This is a genomic window from Thioclava sp. GXIMD4216, from assembly GCF_037949285.1.
Lineage (GTDB): Bacteria > Pseudomonadota > Alphaproteobacteria > Rhodobacterales > Rhodobacteraceae > Thioclava > Thioclava litoralis.
Genome location: NZ_CP149928.1, coordinates 237,011 through 251,452, shown reverse-complemented (window position 1 = coordinate 251,452; position 14,442 = coordinate 237,011). Strand labels below are relative to the sequence as shown.

Below are 14,442 nucleotides of genomic sequence, written 5' to 3'. Positions count from 1 at the left end.
CCTGTCACCAACACTCAGCCCAGCGTCACCCCACGCGCGCCCAGACGTGCCACCGAACGCTCATAGACCGCCTGCAACCCTGCCTGATCCAGCGCCTGCCCTTGGAACAGGATCGCCTCGGCAATATCATAGGCATCCGCAAATCCGGCATAGCGCAGCGGCCCCAGCCCGATTGTGGCAATGGTGGCAATGTCACGGGTCTGCGTATCGCTTTTGAACACCGCCCCGCCCGAAGACCCACGGAAATAGCTCTTGCCCGTGGGAGACACGGTCATGGCGACAAAACTCCACCCTTCGGTCACAAGCGGCGATGCCGCCTCGGCAACGATGGCATCATTGGCCCCCGCAGTCTTGGCGTTAAAATACAGCGCCCCGCCATTCTCGAACATGCCCCAGCCGTGATTGCCCGTCCCGGGGCCGGACAGCGAACCGCCCAGAATGCCCTGACCACTGGCCCCGCTTGTCGCCCGTAACGCCAGACAGAGCGTGAAGCTCTCCGCATCCAGAACCGGTGTCTCGACGCCGCCATTATCACCCTGCATGGTGGTGATATGGCTTTGCGACACGGATGCGGGGGCTGTCAGAAGCGGGTTTGCGCCCGCGATATCGCTGTGGCCGGGATTGTCTGCGCCAAAAAGGTAATGCGCTGTGGCCGCCGTCTCCAGCGGCAGGCTCTGCTGTACGACACCGATCGTGACCCCGCGCGCCGCCAGACGGGCGGTCGAGCGTGCCGCCAACGCCTCCAGTTCGGCCTCGGACAGCGCACGGTCATAGACCAGAAACTCCGCCACATCGACCGCATCGCTGATACCCGTATAATAGCGCGACCCGATCGCGATGGCTTTCCCCGTAGGCGTTGCCCGCGCGATGGCCTGCGTGGCAAATTGCGCAGCGGTCCCATCATGCAGATAGGCCGACATGCTGGCCGCATCGAGCACCATCGCCACAAAGTTCCAGCCGTTCTCGACAAAAGGCGTCGGCGTGGCCAGCGGCATGAGGGTATTGCCGCCCGCATCGTTCTTCTGGTTGAGATACAGCGCCGAGGCCGCCCCATTGTCAAACAGCCCCGCCCCGTTGAACCCCTCGCCCAAGGTGGTGTTGGACCCGAGAGTGCCGAAATAGACGGTAGAAGGATCGCTTGACGGGTTGCGGATCACAGCACACAGCGTCATCTGCGCCGTCTCGGCCAGCGGCGTTTTCAGCCCGCCCCCATCGCCCGTGCGGGTGCTGATATAGCCCTGCGCCCGCGCCCCCGGTGTTTCGCTCAGCGCATTGGCGCCCCGCAAATCGGTATCGGCCACATTATCCTCCCCAAAGAGATAATGCGCCACAGCATCGGCCTCGGCTTCGGCAACCAGCGTGATCTGATGGCTCTGCGCGCGGGTCAGGGCCTGCGCATAGCGGGCACCCAGCACACGGCTCGAAGCCGCGTCCAGATGGATGCCATCCGTTTTCAGCGTCAGATCCGAGGCGTCGACATAAGCGCTATAGGACCGCCGGTTGGGCAGATCCGCATGGATCGCGGCAATCTGCGACAGATAGGGCCAGCCGCTGCCCACCGCCGAGGAGAACCCGCCCACGATGACCGGCGTGCGGGCCTCCATCACGGTGATCTCGCTTTGCAACCCCGCCAGCATGGCATCAAAGCGGGCCTCATAGGCGGTGGCCGCCGCCGCAGCCTGCGCATCGCTTTCGCCCTGATGCCACAAAACCCCCGCCAGCACGCATTCGGGATGTGCCGCAAAAAGCGCATTGGTATCGGCCACCGTCGCCGCATAAAGATCATCGTCGGGATTCCAGCGATTATCGACAAAGCCGGTATTGCCCACCGCCCGCGGCACCAGCACAAGCGGCTCGCGCGGGTTTGCCGCCATATAGGCGCGGGCAAAGGTCACCGCAGGACCGAAAACCTCGCCATTCGACAACCACGGGTCATCGAAATCCAGCTCGGACGTCTCCTCGACCAGAGCCAGTTCCCCCGCCCTTGTCCATTGGCGCACCCCCGCAGGGAACCGCCCGAGCCCGTCATAGAGGTTGCGCCCGACCATATTGGATTGCCCCAACAGCAGGAACACAGGCACCTGCTGCGCCGAGAGAACACGCGGCGGTCCCAACGCGACGACCCGCACTTCCTGATGGGCCGCGACCGGAAGGGTCAAGGGCAGGGTGGTTTCCTCGGTCCAGCTGCCGCCCCCATCGACCGACCAGCGGAACCCCAGCCCCGCCCCGCCGACCGTCACCGTGCCATCCCCGTTGCGGCGCAACGACACGCCCGCGCCGCCCGACATAAATCCAGATCCGATCCCGATCATCAGTACAGCCCCACCATCTCGGTGGCAGTGGTGCCGCTGGCCCAGACGCGGCGGATACGCAACCCGTGAATGCCCCCCGCCGCAATATTGGTGAATGTCACGGTCTGACCACCGGCCAGCGTCACCCGTAGATCCCCGCCCTGCCCCAGATAGATACCGCGTGTGACCTGCGCCAGATCCGCGTCGTCATCGGGCGCGATCGCAAATCCGTTCAGCGCCGGTCCGGTCAGGCTTGTAATTCCGTGATAGTCGTCCGCCATGAAAGCCTCCTGCGTGGAAATCCGGTTCAGGATCAGAGGGGCGGCTGAACAAAGCGTAAGACCACCGCACGTTGCGCCGCGAAGCCGCAAATCATCCGCTTAACTAGAGACATGGGCGCATCCTGCGCGACAGGGCACAATGCCCGCGAAGAGCTTGGAAAAAGTCTTTCATCATGAAAAATCGGCAGCTATCGGGCCGAACCGCGTGCCTTGCAGGAAGCCGATGCCCACAGATGACCTGAGGGAACATCGTCGTAACAGGATGGTCAAGGCAGGCGCAACGGACCGCCCATGCACGGGATGACCCCGAATCTTCCGAAGGACGACATGATTTCCTTGCCCGAAGGTGAAGCCGAACATGCGACCTTGGTATTATTGTCGCGCCAGTGCCGATATGCAGAAATCATCAGACGGGAGCCTTATGGGAGGAGACATCATGGCTTGGAAGAAACCTGTCCTGCGCGAGATCGATTGCGGCATGGAAATCAACATGTACGGCCCGGATTCCGGGGATGAAGGCGGCGTTCTGTTCTAAATCCGCCTGAACGCTGGGGCCTGCACCATGTCGATCAAGCTACGCATCCTCGGTGCGGCAGCCGGTGGCGGCTTGCCCCAATGGAACTGCGGTTGTGATAATTGCAATGCGGCACGTGAAGGCCGCATTGCGCCACAGACGCAAAGCTCGGTCGCGGTCAGCGGGAACGGGCGGGATTGGGCGGTGCTGAATGCCTCTCCCGACATCCGTACGCAGCTGGCGGCCACACCCGAACTGCATCCGACAGGGCTGCGGGAGCTGCCATTGCGCTCGGTTCTGGTGACCAATGGCGATATCGATCATGTGGCGGGCCTGCTGGTCTTGCGCGAAAGCCAGCCTTTCACGCTTTTCGCCACAGCCGATATTCACGGAACGCTGGCCGCCAATCCGGTCTTTGATGCTTTGCGCGCCGATTGTGTGACGCGGACCGCCGTGCGGCTTGACCAGCCTTTCGACTTGGCCCCAGACCTAAGCGCCACACTCTTCGCCGTGCCGGGGAAAGTGCCGCTTTATCTGGAAGGCGCAGAGGTCGAGACCGGCCTTCTGGGCGAACAGACCGTCGGGGTCGAGCTGCGTGCGGGCGGCAGGCGCGCCTATTACATTCCCGGTTGCGCCCATGTGCCCGACTGGCTGGCCACAAAGCTGGCAGGGGCGGATCTGGTGATGTTCGACGGCACCTTATGGACCGATAACGAGATGATCGCGGCGGGGCTCAGCCAGAAAACCGGACAGCGCATGGGGCATATCTCCATCTCGGGGCCACAGGGCAGCATGGCGCAGCTTGCCCGCCTGAATATCGCGAAAAAGATTTTCGTCCATATGAATAACAGCAATCCCGTGCTGGACCCCGCCTCGCCCCAGACCGCCATCGCTCAGGCGCAGGGCTGGATCATCGGACGGGACGGGATGGAGGTGTCCTTATGACCCAGACACGCGAAGAATTCGAAGCCCGCCTGCGCCAGATCGGGGCCGAACGCTATCATGACAAACATCCCTTTCACGACCTGCTGCATGGGGGCCGGTGCACCCCCGATCAGGTACGGGCATGGGTGATCAACCGCTATTACTACCAGCACACGATCCCGATGAAGGATGCCGCGTTCATGAGCCGTGTCGAAGATCCTGCCCTGCGCCGCGCTTGGCGCTCGCGCATCGAAGATCATGACGGGCATGGCGAAAACGAGGGGGGGATTGAACGCTGGCTGCGTCTGGCCGATGCCGTCGGCCTCGACCGCGCCTATGTCGCCGCGCGGGAAGGGGTGCTTCCGGCGACCCGCTTCGCCTGCGACGCCTATCTGCGCTTTGTGCGGGACAAGACCCTGCTGGAGGCGGTGGCCTCTTCGCTCACCGAACTTTTTGCCCCGAAAATTCACGCCAACAGGATCGAAGGGCTTCTGCAACATTATGATTTTGCGGATGAACGCGCCCTGTCCTATTTCAAGCGCCGCCTGTCCGAGGCCCCGAAAGACGTGGCCTTCGGGCTGCAATGGGTGCTGGACCATGCCGACACGCAGGAAAAACAGGATGCGGCGGCGGCGGCGCTGGAGTTCAAGACGGATGTGCTCTGGGCGCAGCTGGACGCGCTTTATTCGGCCTATGTCACGCCTGCGCGCATCCCCCCCGGCGGCTGGCAGCCCGGCACATATCTGCGGGCGGTGGCGGCATGATCGCGGCGACAGCCGTGCCGGTGATCCCGCGCGGTGTGCGCCTGCACCGTGACCGCGTGCGCGACCGCTGGGTCCTGCTGGCACCGGAAAAAACCATTGCCTTGGACGAGATCGGCCATGCCATCCTGACCGAGATCGACAACCACACAGATTTCGCAACCCTTGTCGGGCGGCTGGCCACGAAATACGATGCGCCAGAAGACGAAATCGCACCGGATGTGGCGGGGTTCATCTCCACGCTTGCCGCGCGCCGTATTCTGGAGGTTGCATGAGCCAGATCCCGCCCCCGATGGCCATGCTGGCCGAACTGACCCATCGATGCCCGCTCTCCTGCCCCTATTGTTCCAACCCGCTGGAACTGACCGCGAAAGACCGCGAGCTTGCGACAGAGGACTGGCTGCGTGTCTTCCACGAGGCCGCAGATCTGGGCGTCTTGCAGCTGCATCTCTCCGGTGGAGAACCCGCCGCGCGGCGGGATCTGGCCGATCTGGTTGCAGGGGCGCGGGCAGCGGGGCTTTATACCAACCTCATCACCTCGGGGATCGGCCTGACCGAAGCGCGGCTGACCGCGCTCGCAGAGGCCGGGCTGGACCATGTGCAGCTCTCGTTGCAGGGAATGGATGCCGCCACGGCCGACAGGATCGGTGGTTATCGCGGCGGGTTCGACCGCAAGATGCAGACGGCAGAATGGATCGGTGCGCTTGGCCTGCCGCTCACGCTGAACTGCGTCTTGCATCGTCAGAACCTGCACCAGCTGCCCCGTGCCCTGGAGATGGCCGTCGAACTGGGCGCGCGCCGGATCGAGGTGGCCATCGTGCAGTTCTATGGCTGGGCCATGCGCAACCGCGCCCCTCTCATGCCCACCCGCGAACAGGCCCGCGAGGCAGAGCGCCTTGTCCGCGAGGCGCGCATCAGGCTGAAAGGCACGCTGGTTGTGGATTTCGTGCCCGCCGATTACCACGGTGACTTCCCGAAACGCTGCATGAATGGCTGGGGCTCTGTCGGGCTGAACATCACGCCGGAGGGCACCGTTCTGCCATGTCATGCGGCCCAGACCCTAACCCATCTGACCTTCCAGTCGGTCAGGGACCATGGGCTGCGGGAGATCTGGTATGACAGCCCCGCCTTCAACGCCTATCGCGGCACCGAATGGATGCAGGAGCCCTGCCGGTCCTGTGAACACAAGCTCAAGGATCTCGGTGGCTGCCGGTGTCAGGCGCTGGCCATCGCCGGAGATGCGGCCGCCGCAGACCCTGTCTGCCAGAAATCTCCGGCCCATGCACAGATACAGGCCCTCGCGGAACAGTATTCCACGCAGGCTCCCTCACCGGCTTCCTCACGGGCCGCAGACATGGCAGACCACACCGATCTGGTCTTTCGCGAAAACGCGGCCAGCGTTACGGCATCCTGACGCGCCCCGAGGCGATCGGTCTGCGCGCACGCGGCCCCGAACGCTTTCGGGAAACGCAAAAAGGCACGACATGCAGAAGGCCTGCCGTGCCTTGGATGCGCCGCAGCGCGTCAGAGCCTCAGCTCATCCACTGGCCACCATCGACATTATAGGTTTGCGAGACGATGTAATTCGCCTCTTCGGAGGCCAGAAACACCGCCATCCCCGACAGATCCGACGGTTCGGCATAGCGGCCTGCGGGCACACCGGCCTCGACCTCGGCCTTTTTCTGGCCAAGCGGCTTGCCCTCCAGCTTGGCAAACATCGCATCCACATGTGCCCAATGTTCGCCATTCACCACACCGGGGGCGATGGCGTTGACATTGATCCCGTGCTTGATGAGGTTCAGCCCTGCCGATTGCGTCATCGAGATCACCGCCGCCTTGGTCGAACAATAGACCAGCACCAGCGGCTCGCCACGGCGTCCCGCCTGCGAGGCCATGTTGATGATCTTGCCACCATGCCCCTGCGCGATCATCTGCTTTGCCGCCGCCTGCATGGTGAACAGCGTCCCCGCGACATTGACGGCATAAAGCTTGTCATAGCTTGCGCGGGTAATATCAACCGTTTCCGCCGCATCGAACAGCGCGGCATTGTTGATCAGGATATCCAGCTTGCCCGCCGTCGCCACGACAGCGGCAATCGCGGCGTCAATACTGTCCTGCGAGGTCACATCCAGCTCGACCGCATAGGCCTGCGGCCCCAGCTCGGCGGCGGTCGCTTCGGCGGCGGCCAGATTGATATCGGCAATCGCCACCCTTGCGCCTTCGCGGATATAGGCTTCGGCAAAGCCCCGCCCGATGCCGCGCGCCGAGCCGGTGATCAGGGCGGATTTGCCCTCGAGTCGTTTCATAGATGATCCTCCAAACGGGCCCAAACCGCCCCTTGGCGGCCAGTTTTATGCGACCGCCAGAAAATGGCAACATGGCGCGGGCCCCTGCCGTGAAGGCAGCTAGAGCGAGGAGAGAACCCGCGGCCTCGGCACCTGCCCCGTCAGGCGGTGATAGAGATGGGTAAAGGTCGCCGCCCCGAGCACCGGCACCACCAGATTGACCACCGGAATGGTCAACACCACGGCCATCAGCGCGCCGGTCATCCAGACCGTCCAGCGATGCTTGAGATACAGCGCCTGCACCTGTTCCTTGCGCAGACGGCGCGCCGCCGCCATCTGGAAATATTCCCGCCCGAGCAGATAGCCGTTCAGCCCGAAAAACAGCAGCGGTGCAAAGGGCAGAATGAAGAAATAGACCGTGAAAGCGACAAGGTTCGCCACGATCACCACGCCCAGAAAGCGCAAACTATCGGCGATGGTCTCGGCCAGCGTGAATTTGCGGATCTGCGGCAGGTCGGGGTAATGGGCCTCTTCGACCAGCGCCGCCACATCCTCCAGAAAGAGGCCGGTAAACGCCGAGGCAACGGGGATCATCAGGAAGATCGACAGCACCAGCATCAGCCCGACGGTGGCCAGCGACGCGACATCATTGACGAAGCCGATCTGGTAATGGGTGAAAGGCAAGGTGAAATGGTCGGGGGTGATCGCCCCCACAACCCATGTGAACAGCACCGTGACAAGCACCAGCAGCCCGACCGAAAGCCCGACGCCCAGCCCCAGCACTTTCAAGGCGCCGGGCCGGAACACATCTTCCACAGCGTGGCGGATCGACGAAAAGATCATGGGCTGGCCCTTACTCGGTCACATAGCTGGTGATGCGCGCCAGATCGGGGCGCGGGCGGTCAACGGGCGTAACGCCCTCGGTGCCGATATGGACAAAGCCCGCCACCCATTCCCCGTCTGCCAACCCCAGCACATCGCGCCCGAAAGCCGCATTATGCGCAGCCCAGCCCGACAGCCAGCTTGCCCCCCACCCCGACGCCAGCGCGGCGCAGAGAAGCCCGTAACAGACAGCCCCTGCCGACAGGGTCTGCTCGATCTGCGGAATCTTGGCGCTGTCAACGGGGGCGCTGATCACGGCCACGCAAAGATGGCTGTCCCCGAACTGCTTGGCCGCCTTTTCGACGTCAACGGGGGCAAGACCTTCGGCCTGCGCAGCCGCCGTCGCGGCCTTGGCCAGACGTTCAAGCGCCGCACGACGCAATACGATAAAGCGCCAAGGCTCCAGCTTGCCATGATCGGGCGAACGCGCCGCGATCTCCAGCATCGGCTGCAATGCCGCGTCATCGGGCACCGGCGCCACAAGCGTCTTGGCCGGACGCGAGCGGCGGGTTTTCAGAAACTCCAGCACTTGCGGATGCATGATTGCCGGATTGATTGCTGCCTCTTGCACGGTCATTGTCGGGCCTCCTGTCCATCATCCGCCCAGATATCGGGGGCTTTGTCCCCGAATTCAACCGCTTCATTTATCGGCGCCACAACAACATGCCCCGCCAGCAAGGCCCCTGCGAAGGGCGAAAACGCATAGCAGCGGTTGCGCTGCTTCACGGCTTCGTGCTCTATGGTGAACAGCACGTCTGGCAATGAAGGTTGAACCTTGTGAAAAACCACCCGTCCGCATGGCGCAGCGCGATCACGGCTGCCCTTCTTTGTGGGGCCTGTCTGCCGGCGCGGGCACAGGACAGTCGCGACCTGCATTTCACCCAGCCTCCGGCCGCATCGCTGAACATGTACGGGGTGCCCGGCGGAATCGACATGCCATCCGCCGAGATGCTGCCCGACGGCCAGACCGCATTCAGCTATTCCTATACCAGTGGCATTTCGCGCTATAACCTGACCTTTCAAGCCTTCCCGTGGCTCTCGGCCACCTTCCGCTATAGCGGGATCAAGGATCTCGATCTTTACGGGTTCGACACCTATTACGACCGCAGCTTCGATCTGCGCCTGCGCCTGCTGAAAGAGGGGCATTACACGCCCCAGATCACGCTGGGGCTACAGGATTTCGCCGGAACCGGCCTGAATGCCTCGGAATATATCGTCGCGGGGAAAAGCTTTGCCACGCCCGGCTTCGGCCCGAATAACGAAGGCCGCCTGCATGTCAGCGCGGGGCTTGGCTGGGGGCGACTCGGGTCTTTCGGGGCGATCACCTCGACCGGCGACCGTCCGTCCTATGACAGCAACAGCCGCGGCGGCAAACTGTCGACCGATCAGTGGTTCCGTGGCGATGTCGCCCCTTTTGCGGGGCTGGAATGGGACAGCGGCGCGAATTGGAGCGTGAAGGCCGAATATTCCTCGGACCGCTATGAAACCGAAACAGAGGCCTCGGATGTGTTCGAGCGCAAGAGCGCCTTCAATTTCGGGGCCGAGTATCAGGTCTCGGACCAGCTACGCGTCGGGGCCTATTACCTTTACGGCTCGATCGTGGGGGTGAATGCGCAACTCCAGCTCAATCCGCGCCATGCCATCACCCCGATTGCCGTGGCCGCCCCCGATCCGGTGCCGCCGCGCCGCCAATGGGCCGATGCCAGCGATTGGGATCCCTCCTGGGTCCAGAGCGAGGCGGTGCATGACGAAATCTACACCGATCTGAAAGCGGCGCTTGCCAAAGACGGCCTGATCCTTGAATCGGTGACGCTGCATCTGCGCAGCGCCGAGCTGCGCTACCGCAATACCCGCCATCAGGCCGAAACGCTGGCTGTCGGGCGGGTTGCACGGGCACTGGCGCGCTATCTGCCTGCGACGGTTGAGGAATTCCACATCGTTCCGATGGTGGACGGGATGGCGGGCTCGGCGTTCAACATTGACCGCAGCACGCTGGAGAACACCGAATATCTTCCCGACGCAACCGACGCGCTTTGGGCCAAGGCCCGCATCACGGATGCCCCTGCCCTTGCCGCACAGGCACGCCGGAACGAGGATCTCTACCCGAAATTCTCGTGGTCGCTGACCCCCTATACCAAGCCCGGCTATTTCGACCCTTCCAAACCGTTCCGGCTGGATGTCGGGGCGCAGCTCGGCGCCAGCTGGCAATTCGCACAGGGCTGGACGCTGGCGGGCACGCTGCGCCAGCGCGCTTGGGGCAATATCAAGGACGGGCGCGGCTCGGATTCGGTGCTGCCGCATGTGCGCACCGACCAGACCGAATATGCGAAATATGACAGCACGGTGCAGAACCTCTATCTGCAGCATAACTGGAAACTGGCCCCCGATCTTTACGCCCGTGCCAGCGCGGGCCTGTTTGAACAGATGTATGGCGGGGTCTCGGGCGAAGTGCTGTGGAAACAGGCCGACAATCCCCTCGGGCTGGGGGTCGAGCTGAACTATGCCAAGCAACGCGACTATGACCAGCTTCTGGGCTTCCGCGATTATGACGTGGTGACCGGCCATGTCTCGGCCTATTACCGCTTTGACGACTATCTGCTGGAGGTCGATGCCGGGCGCTATCTGGCCGGCGATTATGGCGCGACCCTGTCGATTGACCGCATCTTCGACAATGGCTGGTCCGTGGGTGGTTTTGTGACCGTGACCGATGTCTCGTCCGACGACTTCGGCGAGGGGTCTTTTGACAAGGGGATCCGCTTCAGCATTCCGATCGACTGGCTGACGGGGGATGCCAATCGCAGCAACTATGGCCTGACCATCCGTCCGGTCCAGCGCGATGGCGGTCAGCGGCTCGATGTGCCCGGACGGCTTTACAACTCTGTTCGTGGCAAGGATGCAACGAGCTTGACACAACAGAAGGCAGGGTTCTGGCAATGAAGTTCTCCGCTCTCCTACCGGCCGTGTTGCTGGCCGCCCTTGCCGCCTGCTCGGGCGGGGTCGAGGCCCCCAAAGGCGAAGAGGTGATCGGCAAGAGCCTGATGACCGCCCTGAAACAGTCGCGCCAGCCTGCCCCGCCGCAGCTTTCGCGCGCCCAGCTTGCACAGGTCGGCCTGCCGGTCATGGAGGTCACCCCCGACCGGACCGGCCTGACAGGCTATGTCACCCCCGCCACGCGGCAGAGTGATTCGCTGCCCGGAACCGTGGTGACATGGCAAAGCTCCGACAAAGCGACCTTTACTTTTCGGAATGGTGTGTTGATTGCGTCACGCGGGCTGGGCTTCGATCTGCTCTCGGCCTCCGCGCCGATCGGCGCACAGGGCCGGATGGGTCCGGCACATGGCGGCGAACGCCACTACGTCATCCGCGCCGACGACTATTCCGAAATCCGCCTGACGCTACAATGCACCTTGACGGCACAACCGGACGAGACGGTTGAAATTCTTGGTGAAAATCACGCCACGCGTCACCTTGAGGAACGCTGCACATCGCCCGAGGGTGGACGGATCGTCAATGATTACTGGCTGGGCAAGGCGGATGGGGCGCTCTGGCAGTCCCGCCAATGGGGCGGGCCGCGGCTTGGCTATGTCCGCTTCCGGCAGATTATCCGCTGAAAGACCGGGCAATAGGACACAGGCATTTTCTGCATGAGCGAAAAAACGCGCGCCGCTGCACAAGAAAAATTGAAAGTGACCCTAAGCCTGCTACCCTAATCGTGATTGCTGTCCAAACTGGAGTGTACCCATGAAAAAAGTTCTCGCCGCTCTCGCGCTGTTGACTGCCGCTTCCACCGCACAGGCTCAAGGCGCAGACAGCCTTGCCGGTCCGACCAGCCTGCCGGGCGTGGGCGCTGGTGCCTATATTGCGGGCGGTCTGGTTCTGGCCGTTGCTGTCGGGATCGCTGTGGCTGAAGACGACTCGTCCTCGACCACCACCACGACCAACTGATCCCCCCTGCGGGCAAACCCGCCTGCTTTTCAGACGCAAGCCCGGCCTTTTGGCCGGGCTTTTGCGTGAGCTTTTGCATGGGCCTTCCTCACAGACCTTGCTGAAGGCGCCTTGCTGAAAGGGCCTTCCAAAACGACCTTCCACAATCGGGCTTTGCAAAAACAGGCCAACGACACCTTTGCGATACCCGCCCTGCGCGGGTTGAAGCCACGCGGACCCCATGTTCTAACCTGAAACAGGAGGAGGCCCGGCAGCGGAAACGCGCCGGAGCAAGAGGAGAGTAGAATGTCGAATTTGCAGCACAAGCCGTTCGGAACACGCGGCAAGGTCCATGACATCACACCGGCTTCGGCAGGGTGGCGCTATGTGGGGTTCTCGCTTTACCGGCTGAAAGCGGGCGACCGCGCGCATGAGGCGACAGGGTCAAACGAAGTGATCCTTGTCATGGTCGAGGGCCGCGCTGCGGTGAGCGGCGCAGGGAAGGACTGGGGGGTTCTGGGCGAGCGGATGGATGTCTTCGAGAAGACCCAGCCGCATTGCCTCTATCTGCCCAATGGCAGCGATTGGGAGGCCGTCGCTCAGACCGATTGCACCATCGCCGTCTGTCAGGCACCGGGCAAGGGCGGCCATGAAGCACGCCGGATCGGGCCGGACAACATCACCCTCACCCAACGCGGGGAAGGGTCCAACAGCCGGTTCATCAACAATATCGCGATGGAGGCCGAACCGTATTGTGACAGCCTGCTGGTGACCGAGGTCTTCACCCCTGCGGGCAACTGGTCTTCCTATCCCAGCCACCGCCATGACGAGGATGACTTCCCCCGCATCACCTATCTCGAAGAGACCTATTATCACCGGCTCAATCCGGCGCAGGGCTGGGGGGTGCAGCGCGTCTATACCGATGACGGCACGCTGGACGAGGTGATGGCGGTCAGGGATGGCGATGTGGTCTGTGTGCCGCGCGGACACCATCCCTGCGGTGCGCCGCACGGGTTCGAGATGTATTATCTCAACGTCATGGCAGGCCCCCGCCGCAACTGGCGCTTCGTCCCCGCGCCAGAGGTCGAGCATCTGTTTTAAACGACGGGTATGAACGACGGGCCCATAGGGGCCTGAAACACAGCTCCGCGCCCTGCGCGGACCACGCCGCCACACCCTGCCTGTGGCGGCGTGGTCCGGCCCATTACCGCGCCTTGTGACGGGGCGGCAAACAATCGGCTTGATGGTTATGGCGAATACAGGGATACATATTCAGCCGCATTCAGGCCGGAAAGACTGTATAGATGACTGACTTTATTGTTTTAGGCGCAGGAATGGTGGGCGTCGGATCGGCCCTTGCCCTGCAGGCACGCGGACATGAGGTATGCCTGATCGACCGTCAGGCCCCCGGCCTGGAGACGAGCCACGGCAATGCGGGCGTCATCCAGTCCGAAGCGGTCGAACCCTATGCCATCCCCCGCGATCTGGCGACATTGTGGAGCTATGCCAGCGGGCAAAGCAATGATGTCGTCTGGCATCTCGGACATGTGCTGCCGATGCTGCCGAACCTGTGGCGCTATTTCCGTGCCTCGGCTCCGGCCGCGCATAAGCGCGCAGCGGCCAGCTATGTCGAGCTGATCCGGCGCGCGCTGTTCGACCATGCGCCGCTGATCTCTGCCTCGGGCGCGGAACCGCTGATCCGGCGCAGCGGAATGGGCGAACTGTATCGCAGCCCCAAGGCGCTGGAGGCGGCACAGGCCCATGCCACAAGGATCGAGGCGGAATATGGCATCCCCTTCGAAACCCATAGCCGCGCCGAGCTTCAGGCCGCCGAACCCGCCCTGACCGGCGAGGTCGCGGGTATGGTGCTCTGGACCAGCCCGTGGAGCAGCATGGACCCGGGCGCGCTGACCCGCGCCTATGCCGACCTCTTCGTGGAACGCGGCGGGCAGATCGTCACCGGCGAGGCCATGACCCTGACCCGAGAGCCTGCGCAGGGCTGGTCGGTCATGACCTCCGACGGCAAGATCCATGCCGAACAGGCGGTAGTGTCCCTGGGGCCGTGGTCGCCTGCGCTGCTGGCGCGGTTCGGGCGGCGGGTTCCGATGATCCTCAAACGCGGCTATCACGGGCATTACCGGACCGCCCAGACCCTGAGCCGCCCCTATGTGGATGTCGATAGCGGCATCGTGCTGAGTTCGATGACGCGCGGGCTGCGCATCACCACCGGCGCCGAGCTGACCGCCGCCTCGGCCCCGCGCTGCCTCAGGCAGCTGGAACGCGGCCGTCAGGCGGCGGGTGAGTTAATGGAGATCGGCGAGGCCGTTCCCGACAGCCTGTGGCACGGGCACCGCCCCTGCCTTGCGGGCATGTTGCCGATGGTCGGGCCGGTCGCCGGAGAGGCGGGGCTATGGCTCAATACCGGCCACGGCCATCAGGGCTTCACCCTTGGACCGACCACAGGCGAGATTCTGGCCCAGATCGTTGAGGGGCGGCAGGATGCGTTGACTCAGGCGCTTGCACCGCAATTCTTGTAAGATCCTGCCGGTTTCCGGCGCTTGCGGCAAGAATCCGGCGCGT

At 63.3% G+C, this 14,442-nt stretch carries 16 protein-coding genes; 10 read left to right on the top strand and 6 right to left on the bottom strand.

Annotated elements, in window-relative coordinates; genetic code table 11:
- Positions 1–14: 14 nt before the first annotated feature.
- The gene (locus WDB88_RS16515) at positions 15–2,312 is read right to left on the bottom strand and encodes a sialate O-acetylesterase (protein WP_339109821.1); all 2,298 of its coding nucleotides are present in this window, start codon (positions 2,310–2,312) and stop codon (positions 15–17) included.
- Positions 2,312–2,572, bottom strand: coding sequence for a hypothetical protein (locus tag WDB88_RS16510; RefSeq protein WP_339109820.1), 261 nt, complete (start codon positions 2,570–2,572; stop codon positions 2,312–2,314). The genes WDB88_RS16515 and WDB88_RS16510 overlap by 1 nt, the downstream gene beginning before the upstream one ends.
- Positions 2,573–3,008: 436 nt before the next feature.
- Here WDB88_RS16510 and pqqA point away from each other — a divergent pair, with 436 nt between their 5' ends.
- The 5 genes from pqqA to pqqE are packed head-to-tail and all read left to right on the top strand — an operon-like array spanning position 3,009 to position 6,185.
- Positions 3,009–3,107, top strand: a complete 99-nt coding sequence (pqqA, locus tag WDB88_RS16505) for a pyrroloquinoline quinone precursor peptide PqqA (RefSeq protein WP_330629620.1) — start codon at positions 3,009–3,011, stop codon at positions 3,105–3,107.
- A gap of 27 nt (positions 3,108–3,134) precedes the next feature.
- Positions 3,135–4,031: a pyrroloquinoline quinone biosynthesis protein PqqB gene (pqqB, locus tag WDB88_RS16500; protein ID WP_330629619.1), complete on the top strand. Its 897-nt coding sequence runs from the start codon at positions 3,135–3,137 to the stop codon at positions 4,029–4,031.
- Positions 4,028–4,774, top strand: a complete 747-nt coding sequence (pqqC, locus tag WDB88_RS16495) for a pyrroloquinoline-quinone synthase PqqC (protein ID WP_330629618.1) — start codon at positions 4,028–4,030, stop codon at positions 4,772–4,774. Before pqqB ends, pqqC begins: the two co-directional genes overlap by 4 nt.
- Positions 4,771–5,046 carry a pyrroloquinoline quinone biosynthesis peptide chaperone PqqD gene (pqqD, locus tag WDB88_RS16490; protein ID WP_330629617.1) on the top strand — a complete coding sequence of 92 codons (276 nt, stop codon included), beginning with the start codon at positions 4,771–4,773 and terminating at the stop codon, positions 5,044–5,046. The genes pqqC and pqqD overlap by 4 nt, the downstream gene beginning before the upstream one ends.
- On the top strand, positions 5,043–6,185 hold the full coding sequence (gene pqqE, locus WDB88_RS16485) for a pyrroloquinoline quinone biosynthesis protein PqqE (protein ID WP_339109819.1): 1,143 nt from the start codon (positions 5,043–5,045) through the stop codon (positions 6,183–6,185). The genes pqqD and pqqE overlap by 4 nt, the downstream gene beginning before the upstream one ends.
- A gap of 118 nt (positions 6,186–6,303) precedes the next feature.
- Here pqqE and WDB88_RS16480 read toward each other — a convergent pair whose 3' ends face one another.
- From WDB88_RS16480 to WDB88_RS16465, 4 genes are all read right to left on the bottom strand, one after another.
- Positions 6,304–7,077 (bottom strand): L-iditol 2-dehydrogenase, encoded by a 774-nt coding sequence (locus WDB88_RS16480; protein WP_330629615.1) that lies wholly within the window; start codon positions 7,075–7,077, stop codon positions 6,304–6,306.
- Positions 7,078–7,176: 99 nt separating this feature from the next.
- Positions 7,177–7,899, bottom strand: a complete 723-nt coding sequence (locus tag WDB88_RS16475; RefSeq protein ID WP_339109818.1) for an EI24 domain-containing protein — start codon at positions 7,897–7,899, stop codon at positions 7,177–7,179.
- A gap of 10 nt (positions 7,900–7,909) precedes the next feature.
- The gene (locus tag WDB88_RS16470) at positions 7,910–8,515 is read right to left on the bottom strand and encodes a nitroreductase (protein ID WP_339109817.1); all 606 of its coding nucleotides are present in this window, start codon (positions 8,513–8,515) and stop codon (positions 7,910–7,912) included.
- Positions 8,512–8,700, bottom strand: coding sequence for a hypothetical protein (locus tag WDB88_RS16465; RefSeq protein ID WP_339109816.1), 189 nt, complete (start codon positions 8,698–8,700; stop codon positions 8,512–8,514). Before WDB88_RS16465 ends, WDB88_RS16470 begins: the two co-directional genes overlap by 4 nt.
- A 15-nt stretch (positions 8,701–8,715) precedes the next feature.
- Here WDB88_RS16465 and WDB88_RS16460 point away from each other — a divergent pair, with 15 nt between their 5' ends.
- The 5 genes from WDB88_RS16460 (at position 8,716) to WDB88_RS16440 (ending at position 14,399) form a co-directional block, all read left to right on the top strand.
- A complete protein-coding gene (locus WDB88_RS16460; RefSeq protein ID WP_339109815.1) occupies positions 8,716–10,875 on the top strand; it encodes a YjbH domain-containing protein in 2,160 nt (719 codons plus the stop codon).
- Entirely contained in the window at positions 10,872–11,549 is a 678-nt protein-coding gene (locus WDB88_RS16455) for a YjbF family lipoprotein (RefSeq protein WP_339109814.1), read from the top strand. The genes WDB88_RS16460 and WDB88_RS16455 overlap by 4 nt, the downstream gene beginning before the upstream one ends.
- A 130-nt stretch (positions 11,550–11,679) precedes the next feature.
- The gene (locus WDB88_RS16450; RefSeq protein WP_339109813.1) at positions 11,680–11,883 is read left to right on the top strand and encodes a hypothetical protein; all 204 of its coding nucleotides are present in this window, start codon (positions 11,680–11,682) and stop codon (positions 11,881–11,883) included.
- Positions 11,884–12,168: 285 nt separating this feature from the next.
- Positions 12,169–12,963 (top strand): 5-deoxy-glucuronate isomerase, encoded by a 795-nt coding sequence (gene iolB, locus WDB88_RS16445; RefSeq protein WP_339109812.1) that lies wholly within the window; start codon positions 12,169–12,171, stop codon positions 12,961–12,963.
- Positions 12,964–13,166: 203 nt separating this feature from the next.
- Positions 13,167–14,399 (top strand): FAD-dependent oxidoreductase, encoded by a 1,233-nt coding sequence (locus WDB88_RS16440; protein ID WP_330629607.1) that lies wholly within the window; start codon positions 13,167–13,169, stop codon positions 14,397–14,399.
- Positions 14,400–14,442 lie beyond the last annotated feature (43 nt).

What these genes read in the sequence shown, in the direction of transcription:
- WDB88_RS16440 (WP_330629607.1), top strand. Translation starts at nt 13,167, where the DNA reads ATGACTGACTTTATTGTTTTAGGCGCAGGAATGGTGGGCGTCGGATCG.
- pqqC (WP_330629618.1), top strand. Translation starts at nt 4,028, where the DNA reads ATGACCCAGACACGCGAAGAATTCGAAGCCCGCCTGCGCCAGATCGGG.
- WDB88_RS16515 (WP_339109821.1), bottom strand. Translation starts at nt 2,312, where the DNA reads ATGATCGGGATCGGATCTGGATTTATGTCGGGCGGCGCGGGCGTGTCG.
- WDB88_RS16510 (WP_339109820.1), bottom strand. Translation starts at nt 2,572, where the DNA reads ATGGCGGACGACTATCACGGAATTACAAGCCTGACCGGACCGGCGCTG.
- pqqB (WP_330629619.1), top strand. Translation starts at nt 3,135, where the DNA reads ATGTCGATCAAGCTACGCATCCTCGGTGCGGCAGCCGGTGGCGGCTTG.
- pqqE (WP_339109819.1), top strand. Translation starts at nt 5,043, where the DNA reads ATGAGCCAGATCCCGCCCCCGATGGCCATGCTGGCCGAACTGACCCAT.
- WDB88_RS16475 (WP_339109818.1), bottom strand. Translation starts at nt 7,899, where the DNA reads ATGATCTTTTCGTCGATCCGCCACGCTGTGGAAGATGTGTTCCGGCCC.
- WDB88_RS16470 (WP_339109817.1), bottom strand. Translation starts at nt 8,515, where the DNA reads ATGACCGTGCAAGAGGCAGCAATCAATCCGGCAATCATGCATCCGCAA.
- WDB88_RS16450 (WP_339109813.1), top strand. Translation starts at nt 11,680, where the DNA reads ATGAAAAAAGTTCTCGCCGCTCTCGCGCTGTTGACTGCCGCTTCCACC.
- WDB88_RS16455 (WP_339109814.1), top strand. Translation starts at nt 10,872, where the DNA reads ATGAAGTTCTCCGCTCTCCTACCGGCCGTGTTGCTGGCCGCCCTTGCC.
- pqqA (WP_330629620.1), top strand. Translation starts at nt 3,009, where the DNA reads ATGGCTTGGAAGAAACCTGTCCTGCGCGAGATCGATTGCGGCATGGAA.
- WDB88_RS16480 (WP_330629615.1), bottom strand. Translation starts at nt 7,077, where the DNA reads ATGAAACGACTCGAGGGCAAATCCGCCCTGATCACCGGCTCGGCGCGC.
- iolB (WP_339109812.1), top strand. Translation starts at nt 12,169, where the DNA reads ATGTCGAATTTGCAGCACAAGCCGTTCGGAACACGCGGCAAGGTCCAT.
- pqqD (WP_330629617.1), top strand. Translation starts at nt 4,771, where the DNA reads ATGATCGCGGCGACAGCCGTGCCGGTGATCCCGCGCGGTGTGCGCCTG.